Below are 23854 nucleotides of genomic sequence, written 5' to 3' on the forward strand. Positions count from 1 at the left end.
GAAATCGGGTTTTGTTAACGATGAGTGATAACACTGTGACTCCAGCTGCCGATACGCCAGCGACTCAACCTTCCCGGAAATGGCCGTTGCTGCTGGCCGGGCTGTGCCTGGTGGCCGGTGTAGCGGGTGGTTTTGGCTGGCTGCTGCTCAAGCCCAAGGCACCGCCGGCGGAATTGGCCAGTGACAAACTTGGCCTGAGCCGCCCCGATGCACTGCTGGAAACCCGCTCGCTGAGCCAGTTGCCCAAGGACTTGCTGACGGTGCCGTTCCTCAAGGCCACGCTCACCGAAGATTTCGTCTTCTATTACGAGACCCATGCGGATCGCCTCGGCTTGATCGGCAGTCTGCGCCGGATCATCTACGAGCATGATCTGAAGTTGCAGGACAGCCTGATCGAGCAACTTTTCGATCAGCCAGCCGATGTCGCGCTGTGGCGTGGCGCGGATGGTCGCTTGAAGGATTTCCTGCTGGTGATGGATCGCGGTGGTCTGGCGAAACTGCTCGAGCCGTTGGCGAAAGTCGCGCTGGATGACACGCAGCTCAGTCAGATGGGCGAACTCAAAGTCGGCGGCGATAGCGTACCGCTGTTCCAACTGACTTATAACGCCAGCAAAGCCCTATTGTTCGCCTCCCACGGGGACAAGCTGGTGGTGCTGTCCAATCCGGCCAAGTACTACGATCCGGAAAGCGGCGTGTCCGAAGAGTCCGGCCACGTTTCACCGCAAGCGCTGGCGGCGCTGCTCAATGGCGAAAAACTGTTCCCTGAAGCCTTCGGTCTGCCGGCGAAAACTGCGGAAACCAAGCAACGCCTGTCGGTCAACTCCAGCGTTCTCGCCATGGGCTATCAGCGCTTCATTCCGAACTTCGCCGGGCTGCGCTTCGACATGGATGACAAGGGTTGGCACAGCTACCTCGCCATGGACGAACTGGAAAACCAGCCCGACTTCGATTTCAAACCGGTCTGGCAAGCGATGCCGCTGGGCGCCAGTGCCTGCGTAACCCTGCCGGTCGCGGCCGAACCGCAAAAACCATTGCTGGTAAAACTCGGCGCCGAAGAAGCCGTGGCGCAAACCCTCACCGAACACGTGGCCGGCGCGGCGGGCCTTTGCTGGTACGCCGATTCGCGTTTATATACGCCGCTGTTGGTCGCCAGCCTTAAAGACGAAGACAGCAGCAAACTCGATGGTGACCTCGGCAAACTGTTCGGTTCGATGGTCGGCGCGTTCGAAGCCAACGTTGAAGAAAACGTCTTCCCCGTGGTCGAGAAACAGGAAGGTCAGAACCACGTCTGGCAGCGTCAGGTCAGCTCCAACTTCGGCCCGTATGCGGCGAAGACTGCCGAGAACCCGGACGCAATCAGCGGCAAGGCGTTCATGAAAGTCAGCCTCGCCCGTCACGGCTCGACGCTGCTGTTTTCCCTCGACGACAAACTGGTCGACAAGGCCCTCGACACCCTCGACAAACGCTTCCCGCCGATGGCTGACGTGCTGCCCAAAGACGTGCTGATGCCGATCTACTTCGGCCCGGACTCGATGGCGCAACTGATGCAGCAGGAAACCCTCGACAGCCTGCCGCAGGACATGGAACCGGTGTTTTACAACGCCGCGCAAACCTATCTGATCCCGAAATTGCGCACCCTTGGTGGCTACGGCAAATACGCGCTGACCCTGCCGGAAGGCAGCGAGCCTGACGGCCACTGGCAGTGGTTGCCGCTGGAATGGAAAGCGCTGTGACCACACTGATCCGCAGCCTCGGCCTGCTCGCGCTGTTACTCAGTGCGGGCGCCCGAGCCGTTGAAGCACCAGCGCTGGATCCGGCGCAATCCCAGGTGTTCCGCGCCTGGTTCGTGCGCATCGCCCAAGAGCAACTGAGCCAAGGGCCGAGCCCGCGCTGGTATCAGCAGGACTGTGCCGGGCTGGTGCGTTTCGCCGCCAACGAAGCGCTGAAAGTCCATGACGAAAAATGGCTGCGCAGCAATGGCCTGTCCAATCGCTATTTGCCGCCGGAGCTGTCGCTCAGCGATGACCAGCGCAAGTTCGCCCAGCAATGGCAGCAGGGTGGCGGCAAGGTCGGGCCGTACGTCAACGCGATCAAACTGATTCAGTTCAACAGCCATCTGGTCAGCCGCGACGTGTCGCAGGCGCGGCCCGGTGATCTGATGTTTTTCGATCAGGGCGACGACCAGCACTTGATGATCTGGATGGGCCGTTACATCGCCTATCACACCGGCACCACTACCCCGACTGACAACGGCATGCGTTCGGCAAGCCTGCAGCAACTCATGACATGGAAGGACACCCGATGGATACCCGACGCAGCCAACCCCAACTTCATCGGCGTCTATCGACTGAACTTTCTCTCCCAATGACCGGTGCCCGCATGTTGCGACTCTGTTCCCGAATTCCTTTGCTGCTGGCGCTGTTGCTGCCAGTGGCTACCGTCAGCGCCGAAGATTCGGTCGGGCCGAGCGGCTACACGCCGGTCTCCGGTGAAAGCTTCTTCCTGCTGGCCGATAGCAGTTTCGCTGCCGACGAACAGGCGATGGTGCGCCTCGAAGCGCCGGGCCGTGATTACCGTCGTTTCCGCATGGAACCGTATGGCGGCGCCGACATTCGTGTGTACCGCATCGACAAGCCGCTGGATTTCCTCAAGCGCCAGAAGAACCTGCACCGCGTGGTCAGCGATGGCCAGTTCAAGGGCGAAGGCCTGTCCAACACCCTCGCGTACCTGTGGGACAACTGGTACCGCAAATCCCGGCGGGTGATGCAGCGCGCGTTCTCCTATGAATCGCGCAAACAGGTCACCGAAGAAGTGCCGGAACTGAAGATGGGCAACGCCATCGCCGCGCCTACTCCGTATGACGCGCAGCCGCAATTTGCGCTGATCCCGGGTCTGCCGGTGGTCAGCCAGTTCCGTTATCCGCTGTGGCAGGCCAAGCCGATTCAACCGCCGGCCGGGGTCAATCTGGCCGGGTCTTCGAGCGATTTCGTCAGTGTCGCGCCGGGTAACGTTTACATCCCGCTGGGCAATCTGAAGCCGGGTCTGTATCTGGTTGAAGCGCTGATCGGTAAATACCGCGCGACCACCATGGTTTTCGTTTCCAACACTGTGGCGGTGAGCAAGATTGCCGGCGATGAATTGCTGGTCTGGGCCGCACGCAAACACGAAGGCAGCTCGGTACCGAAGGTCAATGTGTTGTGGACTGACGGCCTCGGCGTGATGAGCAGCGGTGCGACTGATACCGATGGTTTGCTGCGTCTGAAACACGTCAGTCCGGAGCGTTCGTTCGTGATTGGCGAGGATGAAGAGGGCGGCGTCTTCGTCTCGGAAAATTTCTATTACGACAGCGAAATCTACGACACCAAACTCTATGCCTTCACCGACCGGCCGCTGTATCGCCCAGGTGATTGGGTATCGCTGAAGATCGTCGGTCGCGAATTCAAGAATGCGCGGGATTCGGTGTTGCCGGGCGCTGCAGATGTCACGGTCAGCGTGCTCGATGCCACCGGTACCGAGTTGCAGCATCTCGACCTGAAACTCGATTCGAAGGCTGGCACTCAGGGCCGCTTCCAGTTGCCGGACAACGCCGTCGCGGGCGGTTACGAGATTCGTTTCAACTACAAGGATCAGGCTTACAGCAGCGCCTTCCGTGTAGCCGAGTACATCAAGCCGCACTTCGAGATTTCGCTGAATCTGGCCAAGCAGGATTACCGCACCGGCGAGCCGGTCAAAGGCAGTCTGGTGCTGCTGTATCCGGACGGCAAACCGGTGGCTAACGCCAAACTGACCCTGAGCCTGCGTGCCCAGCAACTGTCGATGGTCGACAACGAGCTGCAATACCTCGGGCAATTCCCGGTGGAACTGACCAGCACCGAACTGACCACCGACAGCAAAGGTAACGCGATCCTTGATCTGCCGGCCGCCGACAAACCGAGCCGCTACATGCTCACCGTGTTTGCCAGCGATGGTGCGGCGTATCGGGTCAAGACCACCAAGGAAATCCTCATCGACCGTGGCGCGGCGAGCTTTCGTTTGAACGCGCCGCAACGCTTCAGCGCGGTCGGTGACAAGGTTGCGTTCAGCTACGCCAACGAGGGCGGCAGCGAGCCAGGCAAAGCGGTGACGCCGAGCACGTATGGCTGGGTGCGTCTGGAAGACCAGAGCACGGGCGAAGGCAAACTTGCGGCGACTGATAAAGGCTTCAGCCTCGCTTTCGAGCGTCCAGGCACTTACAACCTGACCTTGAAAGATCAACACGGTCGCGTACTCGGTGCCACCGGGCATTCGGTCACTGGTGACGGTGTGAAAGCGGTGCCGGGCACTGTGGAAATCGTCCTCGACAAGCCTGAGTACAAGGCCGGTGATGAAGCGCTGGCGCTGATCACGTTCCCGGAACCGGTTAGCGACGCATTGCTCTCGCTGGAACGCGACAAGGTCGAAGCCACTGCGCTGCTGGCCAAGGGCGCCGACTGGCTGAAACTGGAAAAACTCAGCGACACCCAATACCGCGCACGCATCCCGGTGAAGGACAACTTTGCGCCGAACCTTACGTTCTCGGTGCTGTACACCAAGGGCGGTCAGTACAGCTTCCAGAACGCCGGGATCAAAGTGGTCGCGCCGCAAATCGACGTGGCGATCAGCACCGACAAAGCGGTGTATCTGCCGGGCGACACGGTCACGGTTGACCTGAGCACGCAGTTCGCCGGCAAAGCCGTTCCGGCGCATCTGACGGTCAGCGTCGTCGACGAAATGGTCTACGCGCTGCAACCCGAAGTTGCGCCGACCATCGACCAGTTCTTCTATCACCCGCGCCGTAACAACGTGCGCACCAGTGCGAGCCTATCGTTCATCAGTTACGACGTGGCGTTACCGGGCAGCCCCGGCGCACCGGGCAAAGCCAACCGCAGCGAGCGCGGGGTGAAAGTGCTGGAGCGGCCGCGTCGTGAAGACGTCGACACCGCTGCGTGGCAGCCGGAGTTGTTGACCGGTGCCGATGGCAAAACCCGTTTCACTTTCAAGATGCCAGACTCGCTGACCCGCTGGCGCATTACCGCCCGCGCCATCGCCGATGACGGTCAGGTCGGGCAGAAGAAGCAGTTCGTGCGTTCGGAAAAACCGCTGTACCTGAAGTGGAGTGGGCCGAGCAAATTCCGCAAGGGCGATCAGCCGCAACTCGGTGTGTTTGCGTTCAGTCAGGCCGAAAAGCCGGTCAAGGCTGAACTGGTCACTCACTATGCGGGCGCCGAACAGCGTCTGCCGGTGACCCTGAACAACGGCATCAACTACCTGCCGCTGCCGGCGTTCACATTGGCTTCCGGCGAATGGACGGCGGAGTTGGTGCAGGACGGCAAGACCGCCGACTCCCTCGCCGTGCGCCTGAGTGCGACCGGTGACGGCTGGCAAGTCACTCAGACTCAAAGCCTCGACGTGGCCAGCGGTGACACACCGTTGAGTCTGCCGACCGATGCCACCGATATTCGCCTGCGTCTGGATGACAGTCCGCAAGCGCTGTTCCGTTTCGCACTCGATGATCTGCTCAGCTATCCGTATGGTGGTGTTGAGCAGACGGCCAGTCGTCTGTTGCCGTTGAGCATCGCCTATCCATCGCTGGCGTCGAACCCGCAGATCCGCGATCGCTTGCGCCTGATCATGCAGAACAGTCGTCTGCGTCTGGTGCAAATGGCCGGGCCATCGGCGAGCTTCACCTGGTGGGGTTACGACGGTGAGCCGGATGCGTTCCTCACTGCTTACGCCTACTACGCCGACTGGAATGCCAGCCAAGTGCTGGAGTTGACCTTGCCACCGGAGCACTGGCAGCGGGTGCTGGAGGTGTACGCCAAGCAAGCGCCGAACACGCCATTGCTGCAACGGGCGCTGATTCTGTCGTTTGCCAAGCAGATGCATTTGCCGGTGAACACCTTGCTCAGCGGGTTGATGGACGATCTGGCCAAGGCCGGTGAGGGTAACGCCGAGACGTTGATGGACGACGGCGAAGACAGTCTGGTGATGAGTGATCCGGATTCGGCGCTTGGTCTGGCGGCGGCGCGGGTGTTGACCGCTTCGTTGGCCACTCAATCGAAAGTGGCCTTGCCTGACGCGTTCAATCGTCAGCTGGCTTCGGCGCAACAGCGTCTGTCGGTCAGCTCGCAGCCGTTTGCCGAAGCGCTGAACCTGTCGCTGCAACCGTTCGATCAGGCCCGTGCGCAAGCGCTGTTGCAACGACTGTTGCCGCAGCAATCGACCCTCGAACGTGCGCTGGCACTGACCTGGTTGCAACGCAGCATCGCCCAGGCATCGCCGACCATCGCGCTGACACCGGGTGAAGGCTGGAAGAAAAACTACGGTGCTACCGGTGAGATGTACTGGACTTGGCAAGGCGCCACTCCGGTGCCGAGCGTGTTGACGGTGTCCGGTACGCAAGAGCGTCCGCTGCGCGCGGCGTTGAGCTTCCAGACCCAGCAACCGGCGGTCGATCCGATGGCCGTGACCATCACTCGTCGCCTGTCGCGACTGGTGCCGGGCGATGAAGCCTTCACCTTCAAACTGGAGCCGGTCGGGTCCAAGCCGTTGTCCAGTGACAGTCTGTATCTGGACGAAGTGATCCTCACCAGCAAAGCGCCGAAACCACTGCGCTACGGCATGCTTGAAGTGCCGCTGCCACCGGGCGCCGATGTCGAGCGCACCACCTGGGGCATCAAGTTACAAGGCAAGGACGGCACCGAGCCGACCGCGCTGGAGAAGGCGCGATTCGAACCGGGCCAGTTGGCCTACGCCGTGCCGGTCGATGCGCTGAGCGGCGAATTGCGCCTGCGCCATCTGGTGCGCTTCTCGCAGAAGGGCCAGTTCAGCCTGCCGCCGGTGCGTTTCAAGCAAGTCTACGCACCGCAGCATCAGGCCCAGGAAGCGAAAGCCGCCCTCGGTCAGGTCACGGTCAACTGACATGAGCCGGCCGCTGCTGTGGCTGCTGATGTGTGTGATCCCTGCGCTGGCAACGGCGCAGGACGAGCCGTTGCGCGTGGCCTACAAGGGCGAATTGTTGTCGTTGAGTCAGACGCAACTGATCAAGCGTGAACCGTTGCCGTCATCGCTGGATACGCCGCTGGGCAGTCTGTGGAAGTTGTTTGTCTACGCATGGCTGGTGGATACCGGAGCGCGGGAGCCGGCGTATGAATGTCGCGGGCAATCGAAAGACGAGATTTATTGCTGCTCGGCGGGTGGCAAGATCGAGCGTGATCAGGCGTTGGTGAAATCCTGCGGGTTGTATTTCGAGCCTGCGCGGTTAGGGATTTCGGCGGCGGATTGGCGAACCTATTGGCAGGCGCGGAGGGCGCCGTCCTGGTTGCTGGATCTGCCTTCGGTGCAACCGGCTCAACGGGTTTCCGTGGTTGAACTGCTGAAGGTTATGGCCTCGTTGCCGGCGCAGGATCAGGCGCGTCGAGTGCTACTCGACGTGGTGCTGAACGCGGCGGACGGCAATGTCGTTGGTGAACTGGGCGGGCGCTTGCGGGTGAAAACCTGGAGCTGGCTCGGTGATCAGGACCCACAATCGCGGCAGGGCGGGTTTGCTGGTTGGACGGCGGATGATGCTCCGATCTGGGCGGGCGGACGTGGCACCAGCCAGATGGTCTTGCGCCATTATGGACAGGCATTGGCGACGGTGTTGCCAGCGGCATGGCCAGCAGAGGCGGGGCGTTGTGTTGAAGTCAGATTGTTCTCGCGCTATCCGGTTTCGCGGGTTTTGACTGGCGAGCGGGTGGTCACTTCCGGCCCGTTGCAGGGCGACTACCGCGTCGAATTCGCCAACGGCAACGCGCTGGATATCCACAGCGACGGCGAACTGTTTCTGCTCAACGACAAACTCGTCGCAAGGCTTGATCGCGAAGAATACGTCGCGAGAGTACTGGAACGTGAAGCCAAACCCGAACCTGCCGAAGCCGCCAAGGCGTTGGCCGTGGCGATTCGCACGTATCTGCTGCAAAACGCCACGCGCAACGGCGACTGCCTGAGTATCGACGACAGCAGCAATCGCCAGCGCGTCGCACCACGGCCAGCTTCGTTGGAATCACGCAACATCGCGGCGTGGACCGCAGACCTGGTGTTGGCCGGCAGCACCGTCACCTATCACTCCGATCAACCCGGCCCGGACAAACTCGCCTGGCAACAAGCTGTCGAGCAAGCCAAGGCCGGTCAACGTTACGACGCGATTCTGCTGCACGCCTATCCGCGCGCCAGCCTCAGCCGCTGGGACAACCCCGTCGCTTCCTGCGAAGCGCTGCCCGCCGCACAAGACTGGCTGCAGAAACAGCGACGCGGCTGGCGTCCGAAGCTGGAAAGCGAAACCGGCTACAACGAAGTCAGCACATTCGCCGTGTGCAAACTGGCGTTCGGTCGCCCGTTTGTCGACCGTGAACGCCAACGCATCTACGTGCGCGGCGTGCTGACTCTGCAGGATCGCCTCGATCTGACCCACGAATATCTGCACCTGGCTTTTGAAGCACATCCCAACGGCCAGGATGAAACCTACATCGAAGGGCTCGCCCGTCACCTTTTGCTGGAATAGACCATGACACTCCGTTATCCACAGGTCTTGCTGCTGCTCTGCACGTTGACCGCGCTCTCGCCGGCCATCGCTGCCGGTGGCGTCAAACTCGACACCCCGGTCGGCGGCTGGCGCAGTGGCGCTCCCGAAGGCGAGGGCGAAAGCTTCCGCCAGACCGTCAACTACCCGGCCTCATCGGTCAGCACCCCGGTGGGCCAAGCCAACACCGCGCGCATCAGCGGCGAGATAAAAGCTGCGCGGAAGGACAACGAACCCGGTCGTTTGATCGTCAACGGCGTGAGCATGCCGCTGAAAATCGACGACAGTGGCCGCTACGACCGCCCGTTCTCCTTCCCCAACGGCAGCAACAGCGTCGAAGTGCGCAGCCCCGACGGCCAGCAACGTCACCGCACGCAATTCCTCAACACCAGCGGCGGCGCCACCCCAGCGAAATTGCGCGTACTGCTGGCATGGGACAGCGATGGCACCGACCTCGACCTGCACCTCGTCACCCCCGACGGCGCGCACATCTGGTACGGCAACCGCAGCGCCGCCAACGGTGCCGCGCTTGACGTCGACGTCACCACCGGCTACGGCCCGGAAATCTTCGCCATGCCGGCGCCGATCAAGGGCCAGTATCTGGTGTATGTGAATTACTACGGCGGTGGCTATCGCGGGGATGACGAGGGCGGCGATGAAGCGGTGCAGGCGCTGACCACGGCGCAGGTCACGGTGATTACTGAGGAAGGTACGCCGAGCGAGAAGATGGAGACGTTTCTGATCCCTATGCGCGCGGTGGGAGAGCTGACGCTGGTGAAGTCATTCAGTTATCCCTGAGCAGGTACTCGCTCAGGGATAGCACTAGAAACCGGGCGGAATGTAACCGGGTACGAACGGAACGTTGATGCATTTGCCATGAATGATTTTTCCGTCCTCGATCCTGAACAGTACGATCTTTTTGGCTTTATTGACGGTCGCTTCCAGTTTGCAGTCAGAGCTATGCCCGACCGTCTCGTAGTACTCGGTGTACACCATGCCGTTGCCGGTGTGATTCATTGAAGTGCCGGCCGCTTCGGTGGTGGTCCAGCTGGAGGATTTGAACCAGGTCAGGACGGCCAGATTTTCGCCGTTGGCACCGGTCTGTTTTTTCATTGAGTCAGGTTTACCGAACAGATCGAGTGCTTCCTGAACATCCCGTCCTTCCCAGCGCGACTGTGCAATCAGGTGGCAGCCATTAATCATTGAGACTGTGGCTGTTATCAGCAACGTCAGTAACGTTTTAGTCCATTGATTCATCATGACTCCCGGTGTCATGTGCGAGACGAAATAGCGCGCTGCAGCGCCCAGAAATCAGGCTGTTACTTGTTGCCCAGTATCGAGTCGAGGTTGTCCATCATCTGGCCTTTCTCTTGAATCGGTGCAAGTTTGAAGAACATCTGCTGCATGCCCTGAATCATCAGCAAGTGCTCCATCTTGCCCAATGCAATCATGTCTTTTTTCTCTGGAGTGCAAACGAAAGCCAAAGCGCGCTGGACCCAGAATTCTTTCGGCTGTTGCCATTGCTCGTTTACTTTCAGGTGCCGCAGCATGTAGGCAATTCGATCCACCGACTGGCCATTAACAAACCGCACCTTGTTGGTCTTGCACTGAACTTCCAGGTTGTAGGCATCGATCATTGGCTTGCCCGGCTCTTCATACACCAGCGTCACCGCCAGCATTTGCGCACCCTTGGTAAGCGTCGACGGCACAACTGATGTGCTGTCGGCGACATACATGATGTTCTTGTGCGGAACGCCGTTGCCGTAAATGATCCACCAGTCGCCGACGGGGTTCGGCTCTTCCGCTGACGCTGAGGTGGCAGTCAAGAGTGCAGTCAGTAGAGCGAGGGATTTACTCAATCTGAAAAATGATGACATGGTGTTGCTCCATTCCTTGGCGCTTTTGTAATGCACAAAAACAGAATGGAAATTTAGTGGCGGGTGCCGGCTGGGGCAATTAGGGCGGATGTGCTAATGGCTTATTGAAATGGCCGTTTGTTGGGCATTAATTATCGGCAAGGCTCAAGTACAGCGAACGCAAAGTCTGTACACGATTACGCCCCTTGTCTTTGGCGCCGTACAGCGCCTGATCCGCTTCCGATAGCAGGCGTGACAAGTCGTAGCCGGATTCACGGGTAGTCACAACTCCGATGCTGACGCTGAGCAGCCCCGGCTCAAGAATCGACAATTGCGAGAACGAACGGCGGATCCGTTCGGCAATTTCCAGTGCAGTCTGCTCATCGCAATCGTTAAGCAGGCAGGCAAACTCCTCACCGCCAATCCGCCCGCAAACATCTTCCTTACGCAGGCTCTCGGCCACGATCCGGCCGAACGCGATCAACGCCTGATCCCCAACGGGATGGCCATAGGTGTCATTCAGACGCTTGAAGTTATCCAGATCGCAAAGCAACAACGCCGCCGGTTCCCCGTATTGCTGACTTTCGGCAAGCAACTCCCCGGCGTTCATCATGAACGCGCGACGATTGCCAATGCCCGTCAGCGGATCGCTGAACGCCGCCGCTTTGAGCTTGAGCTCTGCACGTTCCTTGACCATCGCCAGGGTGATGTAGGCAATGCCGATGACATATAGCATCGACTCGAACAGCATGAACGAGAAAAACGGCACACCCTCGCCAGTGCCCAGCAGCGCCTTTGTCACCGGCAGCCCTTCATCGGTCGCACTGCGAACGGCGTAGAACACAGTGTGCAGAACGGTCAGCACCAGCGCCGGCATAAACGCGACGTCCAGAGTGTGGCGGCTGCGCCAGAGCTCCAGCGTTGTCAGCACGCCGTAACCGAATGCCAGCAAGGAGTAGATCAGAACCCGATTTGGCATCGACTCGTAGAAGGCGGGAATCAGACACAAGGTCAGCCAGGCGAACGCGCCTGCCAGAATGCCGGACACTGACGGTCTGCGCCCGACCAGCGTGCGCATGGCCGTCCAGTTCATCGCTGCACTGAGTAACAGAACAACATTGCCGAACACAATGGGAATGAAGTCGACCCCTCGATCACGCCAACTGACCAATACCACGCCCAAGGCGCCCAGCAGCATCATGCTTCCGAGGTACGCCAGTGGCGGCTCGCGGGTTTCGCGATACCAGGCGTGCAGCGTCAAAAGCCCCATCAAAAAGAAGACGAAGACCGAAACGACCAACAGGGTCGGGATATGCAGGGCCATTCCATGGATTCCCGTGAGGCTCAATACCGGAATCCGGCCGGGGTCGGGGATGCGGGTAAAAACAGAGGGGGTGGGTGTTGGGCGGGATTTAGCACTGAGGGGTTGAGGTTGGCAAGTGTTGAGTCAAGCTCGCCAAGGTAAACGTTTTTTTGCAGGCATTAAAAAGCCGGCTTGTGGCCGGCTTCTCGGGGACTGGCTTGGCCTATTTTTGGTAAGCCTTGCCAGCCTTCAAAACGTACATCCGGATCTGCGTCCGGCTGTGGGACTTGGTCAGACGTTGGTCTGCCGCGTCGGGCGCTCTCTGAGCCGCGGGGCGGGTCGATGCGCAAATGTGGGGCGCAGGATACTGAGTTTTGCTTGGGATTCCCAGTCTGAAGTGCGGTTTAGAGCGACTTCTGCGTCAGAAATCCGGGATTTGTACCGAATGTCCGGGCCTCTTCGCGAGCAGGCTCGCTCCCACAGGTTCAGTGCGAACTCGAAAAGCTGCATCAAGTCAGAGAAACGGCACCACCGGCCGCCGCTTGCTCACCGTCGACCACCAGAACACCCAGCCCAATATGTGAATCCGTTGCTCTTCAATCTGCGCCGGGTGGAACACTTCGTCCGGGTATTCGGCGCTGTTGTGGCTGCGCAGGCGCAAGCCGTTGCCGGGCATACGGTGCAGGTATTTGATGCGCAGCATGCCGTCGTGTTCGATGGCGTAGATTTCGCCGTCCACCACTTTTGTCAGGCCGCGGTCGATGGCGACGATGGAGCCGTCTTCGATGCGTTCGGCCATGCTGTTGCCGATCATGTGCGCGCAGATGGCGTCGGCGTGGCGGATTTCCAGTTGATCCAGTGGTGCACGCAGCAGGCGGATGGACAGGTCCGGGTCCTGAATGACGTGGGTTTTGTCGGAGCCGTTGGTCAGGGGTGTTTCTTTGAAGAAGGCCAGTTCAATGTCGTTGGGATGGATAAAACGGTAGGCGCCCTGGGGATCGTGGGCGTCGAAGCTGTCGCCGTTGCTGGCAGGCGGAGTGAGGCTCGGCAGCTCTTTTGTGCCTTCGCCGGTTTTCAGCCATTCGCTGTTGACGGACAGCAGGCGTGAGACTTCTTCCATGCGATACGCCGGGACGCCCCGGGTGTACCAGTTGTGGACATTTTGGGCTTCCGTGCCCCAGAACTTTGCGAAACCCGTTGTCGAGATGTTCGCAGCTTCCAGGAGTGCCTTGAATCTTGGACCGCTAGTGTTCTTTCTCATAAACACGGAGTCTACGGCCGTGCCAGAGCGGTTTGAATAAACCGGACGTTCAAAAACGGGCTGAATTTTGCGACGGGATGTAAGACGATCTTGTGGGAAATTACACAGGCTAAAACTTTTCTGTAGTCCGCCATAAACACTCTGTTTAAGACGGCTTTTGCCGAGCACAAAAAACCCCGGATCAACCGGGGTTTTCTTCAAGCCTCGCGCGTAGCGCAGGTGCTTAGCCTTTGTAGGCGGCAACCGACTTGGTGATCGCTTCGCGGGCGGCGTCTGCACCGGCCCAGCCTTCGATCTTGACCCATTTGCCTTTCTCGAGATCTTTGTAGTTCGCGAAGAAGTGCTCGATCTGCTGGATCAGCAGTGGCGGCAGGTCGGTGTATTCCTTCACATCGACGTACAGCTGGGACAGCTTGTCGTGTGGCACTGCGATGACTTTGGCATCGCCGCCGCCGTCGTCAGTCATGTTCAGGATGCCGACTGGACGCGCGCGGATCACCGAGCCTGGCGCAACCGGATAAGGGGTCACAACCAGCACGTCGAGGGGATCACCGTCGTCAGCCAGGGTGTTCGGGATGTAACCGTAGTTGGCCGGGTAGAACATTGGGGTGGCCATGAAACGGTCAACGAACAGGCAATCGCTGTCTTTGTCGATTTCGTATTTGATCGGCGCGTGGTTGGCCGGAATCTCGATCGCGACGTAGATGTCGTTCGGCAGGTCTTTGCCAGCCGGAATCTTGCTGTAGCTCATTGGGCGTTGCCCCCGTAGTTGACCAAAAACACTTGGCCGGATTGACCAAAAAGTGGCGGCGATTATAGGCATATTCTGCCGTCGGCGCCATGTACCGAAAGTCGTGCAGAGCTTAGTCGTGCGCCTGATAGACCGGGTCTGTGGCCTGAAGTTGCCGTAACCGGCTCAACGGGTCCTGACGGTAGAAAAGCTGTAGCTGCGCATAGACCTGTGGATAAGCCTCGTGCAGCAGATCCGGGGCGCTGAAAAAGTACTCGCTGGTAACGGCAAAGAATTCGGCCGGGTTCTCGGCGGCGTAGGGATCTATGGCGGTTTCGGCGTCAGGATTGCGATCGAGCTGACGGTTGAGATCGTCGTAGGCGTGTTGCATCACTTCGGCCCAGTCGCTGACGCGCATGTCAGCATGCAGTGGCGGCAGGCCGTTGGCGTCGCCATTGAGCATGTCGAGTTTGTGCGCCAGTTCGTGGATCACCAGGTTATAGCCTTCCCAGCCACCACTGGCCATCACGCCCGGCCAGGCGAGGATGATTGGCCCCTGTTGCCAGGCTTCGCCGCTGTGTTCACCGTCCCATTCGTGCTCGATACCGCTGGCGTCGCGATGACGTTGCGGGCTGAGGAAATCGTCGGGATACAGAACAATCTCGTGAAAACCCTGATACCAGTTCAGGTCGCCCAGATTCAGCAGTGGTAATTGCGCCTGGGCGGCGAGCAGCAGGCGTTGTTCCTGATGCAGTTCGACGCCGGGCAGGGCGCTCAGGTGTTTGTCCTCGAGGAACAGCACGCAGGCTTCGCGCAGCCACTGGTCTTCGGTAGCGCTGATACCGTCAAGGAAACTCAGGTGATGGCGCACCCGCTGCCACATCTCGTCGGCAATCGGGTGCCTGGCCAGAATGCGCCGGCGACGCCAGGCGCTCAGCGACCACATCGGCTTAGTGCGATTGGGCTTTGGTGCCGCCGAAACGGCTGCGAACCACGCCGAGGATCATCGGCACCAGCGACAACAGAATGATCGCCACCACCAGCAACGACAGGTTTTTCTTGATGAACGGTACGTTGCCGAAGAAGTAGCCCAGCGTCACCAGACCGCCGACCCAGAGGATGGTGCCCAGCACGCTGAAACCGAAGAAGCGCGGGTATGGCATCTTCGCTACGCCGGCGACGAACGGCGCAAAGGTACGGATGATCGGCAGGAAGCGCGCCAGGGTTACGGTCTTGCCGCCATGCTTGTCGTAGAAGTCGTGGGTTTTTTGCAGGTAATCGCGACGGAAGATTTTCGAGTTCGGGTTGCTGAACAGTTTCTCGCCAGCCGTTCGTCCGATCACGTAGTTGGTGCTGTCGCCAAGGATCGCCGCGAGCATCAGCAGGCCGCCCAACAGCACCGGATCCATGCCACCGCCAGCCGCAACGGCACCGGCAATGAACAGCAACGAGTCACCCGGCAGGAAGGGCATCACTACCAGACCGGTTTCACAGAAGATCACCAGAAACAGGATGGCGTAGATCCATGGCCCATAGTTGTTCACCAGCAAATCGAGGTACACATCGAGATGCAGGATAAGGTCGAGCGGGTTGAAATCCATGGGGGCACCTGTGTGACGGCCCGACTCGGCAGGCCTGTGCGGATGACTTCGTGTAAGCCTACAGCGGGGTGTAGTTTTTCTTACAAGCCGGAAAGCTCGGGATTATACGGTCTGAAGGATGAAAAGCGCGTTGGTTTTGTAGCGGGGGATGTCGGGATGTGAACAATTGTCAGGCTGCATTCGGCGTGGCTGAGGGAGCGGGCTCCCTCATCACACGTTGCCTGTGCGGTCAGAGCTCTTCGCTGATCGGCAGCACGTAGTTCTTGAACTCGGTGTCTTCCTTGAACCCGATGGACTCGTAGGTTTTCTGCGCGACTTCATTGTTGCTGCTGGTGGAGACGCGCATACGCACCGCCTGGGTTTCCTTGGCCATTTTTTTTGCGGTGCGGATCAGGTTATCGGCGACCAGTTGGCGGCGGGCGTCTTCGGCGACATAGATGTCGTTGAGGATCCAGACGCGCTTGAGTGACAGCGAAGAAAAGCTTGGGTACAACTGACAGAACCCCATCAGCTTCTTGTCGTCATCATCGGCCAGCGCCAGATAGATCACCGACTCCTTGCGGCGCAAGCGTTTTTCGAGGAAGGCGCGGGAGGAATCCGGGTAAGGCAGGGAACCGTAGAACTCGCGATATTTGACGAACAACGGGGTCAACAAATCCAGATGTTCGAGGGTCGCTTGAATAATCCGCATGATAGGTCTCGTCTTCAAGTGGCTGTCTTCAACTGCTCTGACGGCGATGGGAAACCCGTGCGGCCGTGCATCGATCCTGCCTGAAACCTGCGCAGAAACGCAATGCGGAAACGGTTCAGGCAGGGGGCGGGCCGAGTAGGAAGTTTCCTTTCATGTCCGCACCGGCGTCCGACTCCAGCGTCTGAACCTGTGCTTCGTCCTTCAGATTCACGCCCGACAGCTGTCTGCGACAAGCTTCCCGCATCAAGTACAGCAAGCGATGCGCCGCCATGCCGTAGCTCAAGCCTTCGAGCCGTACATTGGAAATGCAGTTGCGGTAGGCGTCGGTCAGGCCGATCTTTGGATTGTAGGTGAAATATAAACCGAGGCTGTCCGGTGAACTGAGTCCCGGGCGTTCGCCGATCAGCATCACCAGCATTTTTGCGCCGAGCAGTTGGCCGATCTCATCACCGACGGCAACGCGGCCCTGTTCCACCAGAACAACGGGCGCCATCGACCAGCCGTCGGCGCTCATCTGCTCTTCCAGTCGCGTGAGAAACGGCAAGGTATGCCGATGCACCGCCAGTGCCGACAAACCGTCAGCCACGACAATTGCCAGATCGACACCGCCCGGATGCGCCGCTGCGTACTCGCGCAAGGCCTGCGCCGATTCTTCGCTGAGCTTGCGCCCCAGATCCGGGCGTTGCAGGTAGCTGTTGCGATCCACGGCGGCGCTGTGCAGTAACAAGGATTCGCGTCCGCGCTCGTTCAGTTGCGCGCTGAGTCCGGCATGATCAAATGGCAGATGCACGGCATCACGTGCCTGGGCATGGGCAAATTGAAAATCCAGTTGCGCGCTGGTCGGCAGGCTGGTGCCGGTGCGGCCGAGAGCGATGCGTGCCGGGGTCAGGCGGCGCAGTTCCAGCCACGGGTTTTGCGGGTCGATGGGCGGTTTTTCCATGTGACTCATCCCAGTTGCGCCAGCGCCTGGCGGAAGGCCGGCGGCAAGTTGTTGCCAAAGCGAACCTTGCCGTCCGCTTGCGTGAAGATGCCCATGTTGGCCAGCCATTGCTCGAACTCCGGCGCCGGTTTCAGGCCCAGGGTCTGCCGGGCGTAGAGCGCGTCATGAAACGAAGTGGTCTGGTAATTGAGCATGATGTCGTCGGAGCCGGGGATGCCCATGATGAAGTTGATCCCGGCGACCCCAAGCAACGTCAGCAAGGTGTCCATGTCGTCCTGATCGGCTTCGGCATGGTTGGTGTAGCAGATGTCGCAACCCATCGGCACGCCGAGCAGCTTGCCGCAGAAATGGTCTTCGAGGCCGGCGCGGATGATCTGTTTACCGTTGTAGAGATACTCCGGGCCGATAAATCCTACGACGGTGTTCACCAGAAACGGCTTGAAATGTCGTGCTACGGCGTAGGCCCGGGTCTCGCAGGTCTGTTGGTCGACGCCGTGGTGGGCGTTGGCCGACAGTGCGCTGCCCTGACCGGTTTCGAAATACATCAGGTTCTGCCCGAGAGTGCCGCGGTTCAGGCTCAGACCGGCGTCGTAGCCTTCCTGCAACACGTTGAGGTTGATGCCGAAACTGGCGTTGGCCGCTTCGGTGCCGGCGATGGACTGGAACACCAGATCCAGCGGCACGCCACGGTTGATCGCCTCTATGGAGGTGGTGACGTGGGTGAGCACGCAGGCCTGAGTCGGGATGTCGTAGCGCTGGATGATTGCGTCGAGCATCTCCAGCATCGCGCAGATCGAGGCGATGCTGTCGGTGGCCGGGTTGATGCCGATCATCGCGTCGCCATTGCCGTAGAGCAGACCGTCGAGAATGCTCGCGGCGATGCCGGACGGTTCGTCGGTCGGGTGATTGGGTTGCAGGCGCGTCGACAGCCGTCCGCGCAGGCCGAGAGTGCCGCGAAACTTGGTTACCACGCGAATCTTTTGCGCCACCAGCACCAGATCCTGCACGCGCATGATCTTCGATGCGGCGGCGACCATTTCCGGGGTCAGGCCGGGGGCGAGGTTGCGCAGGCTGGTTTCGTCGGCGGCGTCGCTGAGCAACCAGTCGCGGAAACCACCCACGGTGAGGTGGCTGACCACGGCGAAGGCTTGCTTGTCGTGGGTGTCGATGATCAGCCGGGTGACTTCATCGGACTCGTAAGGAATCAGCGCTTCCTGCAGGAAATGCGTGAGCGGAATGTCGGCCAACGCCATTTGCGCAGCCACGCGCTCGCCGTCATTGAGCGCGGCGACGCCAGCGAGGAAGTCCCCGGAGCGCGCCGGGCTGGCCTTGGCCATGACGTCCTTGAGACTGTCGAAGCGATAGGTCTGGGCGCCGACCGTGTGAGCGAAACTGGCCATACACAATTCTCCGTGACGGCGCAGACCGAGCCTGCGCCGGGATTGTCGGCACTCAGTGCAAGGCTTGTTCAGCCTTCTGGATCGCCGCGAATTCTTCTTCCGGCGTGCCTGCTACCAAGTGATGTCGACTGTAGAACGCAAAGTAAGCAATTAACACTCCATAGATGACGGCGGCACCGATTACCACCCGTGGATCGACCAGGAAACCCGCGACCACGGCGATGCACGCCAGCACCAAGGCCACGCCGGAGGTGAAGATGCCGCCCGGTGTGCGGTACGGCCGGTCCATTTTGGGGCGGCGAATCCGCAAGGTGATGTGCGCGGCCATCATCAGCACGTAGGAAATGGTTGCGCCGAACACCGCCACCAGAATCAGCAGATCGCCCTGGCCGGTCAGCGACAGCCCAAAACCGATGATGCCGGGAATCACCAGCGCCAGGACCGGTGCCTTGCTTTTATTGGTTTCGGACAGTTTGCGTGGCAGGTAGCCGGCCCGTGACAGCGCGAAAATCTGCCGCGAGTACGCGTAGATGATCGAGAAGAAACTCGCGATCAGTCCGGCCAGCCCCACGAGGTTGACGAAACTGCCCATCCAGGTCGAGCCGCCATAGGCTTTGCTCAACGCTTCGACCAACGGGTTACCGGAGGTCAGCAGCGAGTTGGCGCCCGCACCGCCGGGGCCGACGATCAGAATCAACAGGGCAAACATGAGCAGCACCAACATGGCGCCGATCAAGCCACGCGGCAGATCACGTTTTGGGTTCTTGGTTTCCTCGGCAGCCAGCGGCACGCCTTCAACGGCAAGGAAGAACCAGATCGCATAGGGAATCGCCGCCCAGACGCCGACATAGCCGAATGGCAGAAACGAACTGGCACCCGCCGCGGCAGTGACCGGAATGTCGAGCAGGTTGGCGACGTCGAAGTGCGGCACCATGGCCACCAGAAACACCCCCAGCGCCAACGCGGCGACGGCGGTGATGACAAACATCAGCTTGAGCGCTTCGCCGACCCCGAATATGTGGATGGCAATGAAAATGATGTAGAAGGCCAGATAGATCATCCAGCCGCCGATGCCGAACAGCGATTCGCAGTAGGCACCGATGAACACCGCGATAGCCGCAGGGGCAATGGCGTATTCGATGAGAATCGCGGTGCCGGTGAGAAACCCGCCCCACGGCCCGAACGCACTGCGGGCAAAACCGTAGCCACCGCCAGCGGTGGGGATCATCGAAGACAACTCGGCCAGAGAAAAGCACATGCACAGGTACATGGTGGCCATCAGCAGCGTCGCCAGGAACATGCCGCCCCAGCCACCCTGAGCGAGGCCGAAGTTCCAACCGGCATAGTCACCGGAAATCACGTAGGCAACGCCCAGACCCACCAGCAGTACCCAGCCGGCGGCACCTTTTTTCAGTTCGCGTTGTTGAAAGTAATCCGATCCGACTTTTTCAAAGTCGACGGAGGCGCCGGTCGCCGGAGCGCCAGCCGGGGATTCGCTAGGCATAGGGTTTACCTTTCTTATTGTTGTATTGGCCCGGCTTTTTTGCCGGTGGGTAGCATGATCGTCCCCACGCTCTGCGTGGGGATGCCTCAACGGACGCTCTGCGTTCGGCTTTGGTGGGGCGCGGAGCGTACCGGGCAGCATTCCCACGCAGAGCGTGGGAACGATCAGTGCTGCAGGTTTAGAAGAAGCCCAACGGATTGATGTCGTAGCTCACCAGCAGGTTTTTCGTCTGCTGATAATGATCGAGCATCATCTTGTGGGTCTCACGGCCAACGCCGGACTTCTTGTACCCGCCAAATGCAGCGTGCGCCGGGTACAGGTGGTAGCAGTTGGTCCACACGCGACCGGCCTTGATCGCGCGGCCCATGCGATAGGCGCGGTTGATGTCGCGGGTCCACAGACCGGCGCCGAGGCCGAACTCGGTGTCGTTGGCAATCGCCAGGGCTTCGGCTTCGTCCTTGAACGTGGTGATGCTCACCACCGGGCCGAAGATTTCTTCCTGGAACACGCGCATCTTGTTGGTGCCCTTGAGCAGGGTCGGCTGGATGTAATAGCCGGTCGACAGATTGCCCTCGAGTTTTTCCACCTTGCCGCCAGTCAGCAACTCGGCGCCTTCGCCCTTGGCAATTTCCAGGTACGAAAGAATCTTGTCGAATTGCTGCTCGGACGCCTGCGCGCCGACCATGGTGTCGGTGTCCAGCGGATCGCCACGTTTGATTTGCAGGACTTTCTTCATCACGACGGCCATGAACTCGTCGTAGATCGATTCCTGCACCAATGCGCGGGAAGGGCAGGTGCAGACTTCGCCCTGGTTGAAGAACGCCAGCACCAGGCCTTCAGCGGCTTTCTCAATGAACGTCGGCTCGGCCTGCATGATGTCTTCGAAGAAGATGTTCGGCGATTTGCCACCCAGTTCCACGGTGGACGGGATGATGTTCTCGGCCGCGCATTTCATGATGTGCGAGCCGACCGGGGTCGAGCCGGTGAAGGCGATCTTGGCGATGCGCTTGCTGGTCGCCAGCGCTTCCCCGGCCTCTTTGCCATAGCCCTGAACAATGTTCAGCACGCCCGGTGGCAGCAGGTCACCGATCAGTTCCAGCAACACGGTGATGCCCAGCGGGGTTTGCTCGGCGGGTTTGAGTACTACGCAGTTGCCGGCGGCCAGCGCTGGTGCAAGTTTCCACGCGGCCATCAGGATCGGGAAGTTCCACGGGATGATCTGGCCAACCACGCCCAGCGGTTCATGAATGTGGTACGCCACGGTGTTGCCGTCGATTTCGGCAGCGCTGCCCTCCTGCGCGCGCAGGCAGCCGGCGAAGTAACGGAAATGGTCGGCCGCCAGCGGGATGTCGGCGTTGAGGGTTTCGCGGATGGCTTTGCCGTTGTCCCAGGTTTCGGTGATCGCCAGCAATTCGAGGTTGGCTTCGATGCGGTCGGCGATTTTCAGCAGGATCAGCGAGCGCGCCTGCACGGAGGTCGCGCCCCACGCATCGGCAGCGGCGTGGGCGGCGTCCAGTGCCTTGTCGATGTCTTCGGCAGTGGAGCGTGGGAATTCGGCAATTGGCTGGCCATTCACTGGCGAGGTGTTGGTGAAGTACTGACCTTTGACAGGCGCGACGAACTCGCCGCCGATGTAGTTACCGTACTTGGCTTTGAACGAGACTTTGGCGCCTTCAGTACCGGGGTGAGCGTAACGCATGATGATGTTCTCCTTGGCTTTGTACTTATTAGAGAAACGCGCAAGTGCGCTTGCTATAAGCGTAGAGCAAAGGTCGGGCCACTGCCGTGCAGGGCAGGTAAATCAAGGTGTTGCGTGATTTCTGTCGGACGAGTGGATCGCGCCTGTGATGGTTTCGGTACAGAGGGGGTGACAGTTTGTACCGCTTTCGGCACAGCCGGTGACCGGGCAGTCTTGCCAGCATTGCAATGCGGCGGTGGCTGGAGGATGCTGGGCGTCACCTCAGCATTGGGCCGTCGAGCCTCGGGGAGAACAATAAGAAATGCACGACAACCATTTGAGTCGCCATGCCCAACAGGTTCTCACCGCTACCCAGGGCAAACCGCACCTGCACGGTCCCGGTGCCGATCCATCGATTGCCCGTTCGTGGCTGCGCTGCCTTGAGGATTATCACCTTGACCCGGCGCTGAGCATGGCGCCGACCGTGCTCGAACATGGCCGCGTTCTCGAAAGCCGCGAACGTCTGCAGCAGGTATTGCAGATCGCCGGCAATGAAATGAGCAGCCTGCATCAACAGCTCTCCGGCGCCGGCCACGCGGTATTGCTGACCGACGCGCGCGGGGTGATCCTCAACTGCGTCACCGCGCCCGCTGAACGCAAGATTTTCGAACGCGCCGGCCTCTGGCTCGGTGCGGACTGGAGCGAGGCTTGCGAAGGCACCAACGGCATCGGCACCTGCCTGGTCGAGCGCCAGGCGCTGACCATTCATCAGGATGAGCACTTTCGTGGTCGCCACACCGGCCTGACCTGTTCGGCGAGCCCGGTATTTGACCCGCATGGCGAACTGCTCGCGGTGCTCGACGTGTCGTCGGCGCGCCACGATGTCTCGCGACAGAGCCAGTTTCACACCATGGCGCTGGTCAATCTGTCGGCGAAGATGATCGAGAGTTGCTACTTCCTGCGCTGTTTCGATAATCAATGGTTGTTGCGTTTTCATTTGCAGGCCGAATCGGTCGGGTTGTTCAGCGAAGGTTTGCTGGCGTTTGACGGCGAAGGGCGGATCAGCGCAGTCAACCAGAGTGCACTGAATTTGCTTGGGCATATTCGTGGCGGCTTGCTCGGTAAACCGGTCGAGGCGTTTTTCGATTGTTCGCTGGATGAATTGCTTGGCCGCGCCAGTGCCCATGCCAGCGCCAGTTGGCCGCTGCGCACCCGTGACGGCCGACATTTGTTTGCCGTGTTGCGCGGGGAATCGCGCAAACCGGTGCCTATGGTAGCGACACCGGTGGTGGCTGAGGCGCCGCGCCTGTCGGGCATCTGTCTCGGTGACGAGGCGTTGCAGGCCGATTTCCGTAAAGCCCTGCGCGTCTTCGAACGTGATGTACCGCTGCTGATCAACGGCGAAACCGGCTCTGGCAAAGAGGCCTTCGCCAAGGCTGTGCACCAGGCCAGCCAGCGTTCGCGCAAAGCTTTCGTCGCCCTCAACTGCGCGGCTATCCCGGAAAGCCTGATCGAGAGCGAGTTGTTCGGTTATCGCGGCGGCAGTTTCACCGGCGCAAGAAAGGACGGCATGCGCGGCAAGTTGCAGCAGGCCGATGGCGGCACGTTGTTCCTCGATGAAATCGGCGACATGCCGCTGGCCTTGCAGACCCGGTTATTACGGGTGCTGGAAGACCGGCAAGTGGTGCCGATCGGTGGCGAGCCCGAGGCCGTCAACGTGCGAATCATCAGCGCCACCCACCGCAACCTGCTGGAGCGGGTCGCCGATGGCAGCTTCCGCGAAGACTTGTATTACCGGCTCAACGGGCTGGAAGTGGCGCTGCCGGCGTTGCGTGAACGTGGCGATAAATCGCAGTTGCTGGATTTTCTGCTGGCTGAAGAGGCGGGGGGCGAAACGATCCTGATCGAAGAGTCGGCGCGTCAGGCATTGCTGGCCTTCAACTGGCCGGGGAATGTGCGGCAGTTGCGCAATGTGCTGCGCACGTTAGCGGCGTTGTGTGATGAGGGGCGGATCGGGATTGAGGATTTGCCGGTAATGATTCGGCAGGGGAGTCCGGCAGTATTGGCGGTTAAGGAGTCCGATCATCCGCTGGAAGACGCCGAACGGTTGGCTCTGCTCAATGCGCTGGAGCAAACCCGCTGGCACATGACCCACACGGCGCAGCAACTGGGTGTCAGCCGCAATACTCTTTATAGAAAGCTGCGTAAGCACGGGATTGAGCGGCGAGTCAGTTAGAAGGCCCTCACCCTAACCCTCTCCCAGAGGGAGAGGGCACTGACCGAGTCGGTCTACTGATCTACGCCGACCTGAA

At 60.1% G+C, this 23854-nt stretch carries 18 protein-coding genes; 6 read left to right on the forward strand and 12 right to left on the reverse strand.

Annotated features, from left to right (window positions below; genetic code table 11):
• Window positions 1-20: 20 nt before the first annotated feature.
• Genes CKW38_RS23540 through CKW38_RS23560 form a run of 5 tightly spaced genes read left to right on the forward strand, consistent with a single transcriptional unit; the run spans window position 21 to window position 9376 of the window.
• On the forward strand, window positions 21-1733 hold the full coding sequence (locus CKW38_RS23540; protein ID WP_095114008.1) for a DUF2138 domain-containing protein: 1713 nt from the start codon (window positions 21-23) through the stop codon (window positions 1731-1733).
• Complete coding sequence (locus tag CKW38_RS23545; RefSeq protein WP_007910912.1) at window positions 1718-2368, forward strand: DUF1175 domain-containing protein; 651 nt, start codon at window positions 1718-1720, stop codon at window positions 2366-2368. The genes CKW38_RS23540 and CKW38_RS23545 overlap by 16 nt, the downstream gene beginning before the upstream one ends.
• Entirely contained in the window at window positions 2365-6939 is a 4575-nt protein-coding gene (locus tag CKW38_RS23550) for an alpha-2-macroglobulin (protein ID WP_095114009.1), read from the forward strand. The genes CKW38_RS23545 and CKW38_RS23550 overlap by 4 nt, the downstream gene beginning before the upstream one ends.
• A 1-nt stretch (window position 6940) precedes the next feature.
• On the forward strand, window positions 6941-8560 hold the full coding sequence (locus tag CKW38_RS23555) for a DUF2300 domain-containing protein (RefSeq protein WP_095114010.1): 1620 nt from the start codon (window positions 6941-6943) through the stop codon (window positions 8558-8560).
• 3 nt (window positions 8561-8563) lie between these two features.
• Window positions 8564-9376: a YfaP family protein gene (locus CKW38_RS23560; protein ID WP_095114011.1), complete on the forward strand. Its 813-nt coding sequence runs from the start codon at window positions 8564-8566 to the stop codon at window positions 9374-9376.
• 24 nt (window positions 9377-9400) lie between these two features.
• Here CKW38_RS23560 and CKW38_RS23565 read toward each other — a convergent pair whose 3' ends face one another.
• The 12 genes from CKW38_RS23565 to CKW38_RS23620 all read right to left on the reverse strand — a co-directional run bounded on the left by CKW38_RS23565 (window position 9401) and on the right by CKW38_RS23620 (window position 21563).
• Window positions 9401-9835: a hypothetical protein gene (locus CKW38_RS23565; RefSeq protein ID WP_007910907.1), complete on the reverse strand. Its 435-nt coding sequence runs from the start codon at window positions 9833-9835 to the stop codon at window positions 9401-9403.
• Window positions 9836-9897: 62 nt separating this feature from the next.
• On the reverse strand, window positions 9898-10455 hold the full coding sequence (locus CKW38_RS23570; RefSeq protein WP_095114012.1) for a hypothetical protein: 558 nt from the start codon (window positions 10453-10455) through the stop codon (window positions 9898-9900).
• Window positions 10456-10582: 127 nt separating this feature from the next.
• Window positions 10583-11758: a diguanylate cyclase gene (locus CKW38_RS23575; protein ID WP_095114013.1), complete on the reverse strand. Its 1176-nt coding sequence runs from the start codon at window positions 11756-11758 to the stop codon at window positions 10583-10585.
• A gap of 493 nt (window positions 11759-12251) precedes the next feature.
• A complete protein-coding gene (locus CKW38_RS23580; RefSeq protein ID WP_042704877.1) occupies window positions 12252-12998 on the reverse strand; it encodes a helix-turn-helix transcriptional regulator in 747 nt (248 codons plus the stop codon).
• A 223-nt stretch (window positions 12999-13221) separates the two neighbouring features.
• A complete protein-coding gene (gene ppa, locus CKW38_RS23585; protein ID WP_003205933.1) occupies window positions 13222-13749 on the reverse strand; it encodes an inorganic diphosphatase in 528 nt (175 codons plus the stop codon).
• A gap of 112 nt (window positions 13750-13861) precedes the next feature.
• Window positions 13862-14674 (reverse strand): zinc-dependent peptidase, encoded by an 813-nt coding sequence (locus CKW38_RS23590; protein ID WP_095114014.1) that lies wholly within the window; start codon window positions 14672-14674, stop codon window positions 13862-13864.
• A 4-nt stretch (window positions 14675-14678) separates the two neighbouring features.
• Entirely contained in the window at window positions 14679-15329 is a 651-nt protein-coding gene (locus tag CKW38_RS23595; protein ID WP_007910892.1) for a DedA family protein, read from the reverse strand.
• 229 nt (window positions 15330-15558) lie between these two features.
• On the reverse strand, window positions 15559-16020 hold the full coding sequence (locus CKW38_RS23600) for an N-acetyltransferase (protein WP_007910890.1): 462 nt from the start codon (window positions 16018-16020) through the stop codon (window positions 15559-15561).
• Between the two features lie 115 nt (window positions 16021-16135).
• Window positions 16136-16960, reverse strand: coding sequence for an ethanolamine ammonia-lyase subunit EutC (eutC, locus tag CKW38_RS23605; RefSeq protein ID WP_095114092.1), 825 nt, complete (start codon window positions 16958-16960; stop codon window positions 16136-16138).
• 5 nt (window positions 16961-16965) lie between these two features.
• On the reverse strand, window positions 16966-18360 hold the full coding sequence (locus tag CKW38_RS23610; protein ID WP_095114015.1) for an ethanolamine ammonia-lyase subunit EutB: 1395 nt from the start codon (window positions 18358-18360) through the stop codon (window positions 16966-16968).
• A 52-nt stretch (window positions 18361-18412) separates the two neighbouring features.
• Window positions 18413-19864 carry an ethanolamine permease gene (gene eat / locus CKW38_RS23615; protein WP_095114016.1) on the reverse strand — a complete coding sequence of 484 codons (1452 nt, stop codon included), beginning with the start codon at window positions 19862-19864 and terminating at the stop codon, window positions 18413-18415.
• 178 nt (window positions 19865-20042) lie between these two features.
• Complete coding sequence (locus CKW38_RS23620) at window positions 20043-21563, reverse strand: aldehyde dehydrogenase family protein (RefSeq protein WP_034153748.1); 1521 nt, start codon at window positions 21561-21563, stop codon at window positions 20043-20045.
• A gap of 301 nt (window positions 21564-21864) precedes the next feature.
• On the opposite strand from CKW38_RS23620, the gene CKW38_RS23625 reads away from it, so the two are divergent.
• On the forward strand, window positions 21865-23778 hold the full coding sequence (locus CKW38_RS23625; protein ID WP_095114017.1) for a sigma-54-dependent Fis family transcriptional regulator: 1914 nt from the start codon (window positions 21865-21867) through the stop codon (window positions 23776-23778).
• Window positions 23779-23854: the final 76 nt, after the last annotated feature.

It is taken from the genome of Pseudomonas sp. Irchel 3H7, assembly GCF_900187605.1.
Taxonomy (GTDB): domain Bacteria; phylum Pseudomonadota; class Gammaproteobacteria; order Pseudomonadales; family Pseudomonadaceae; genus Aquipseudomonas.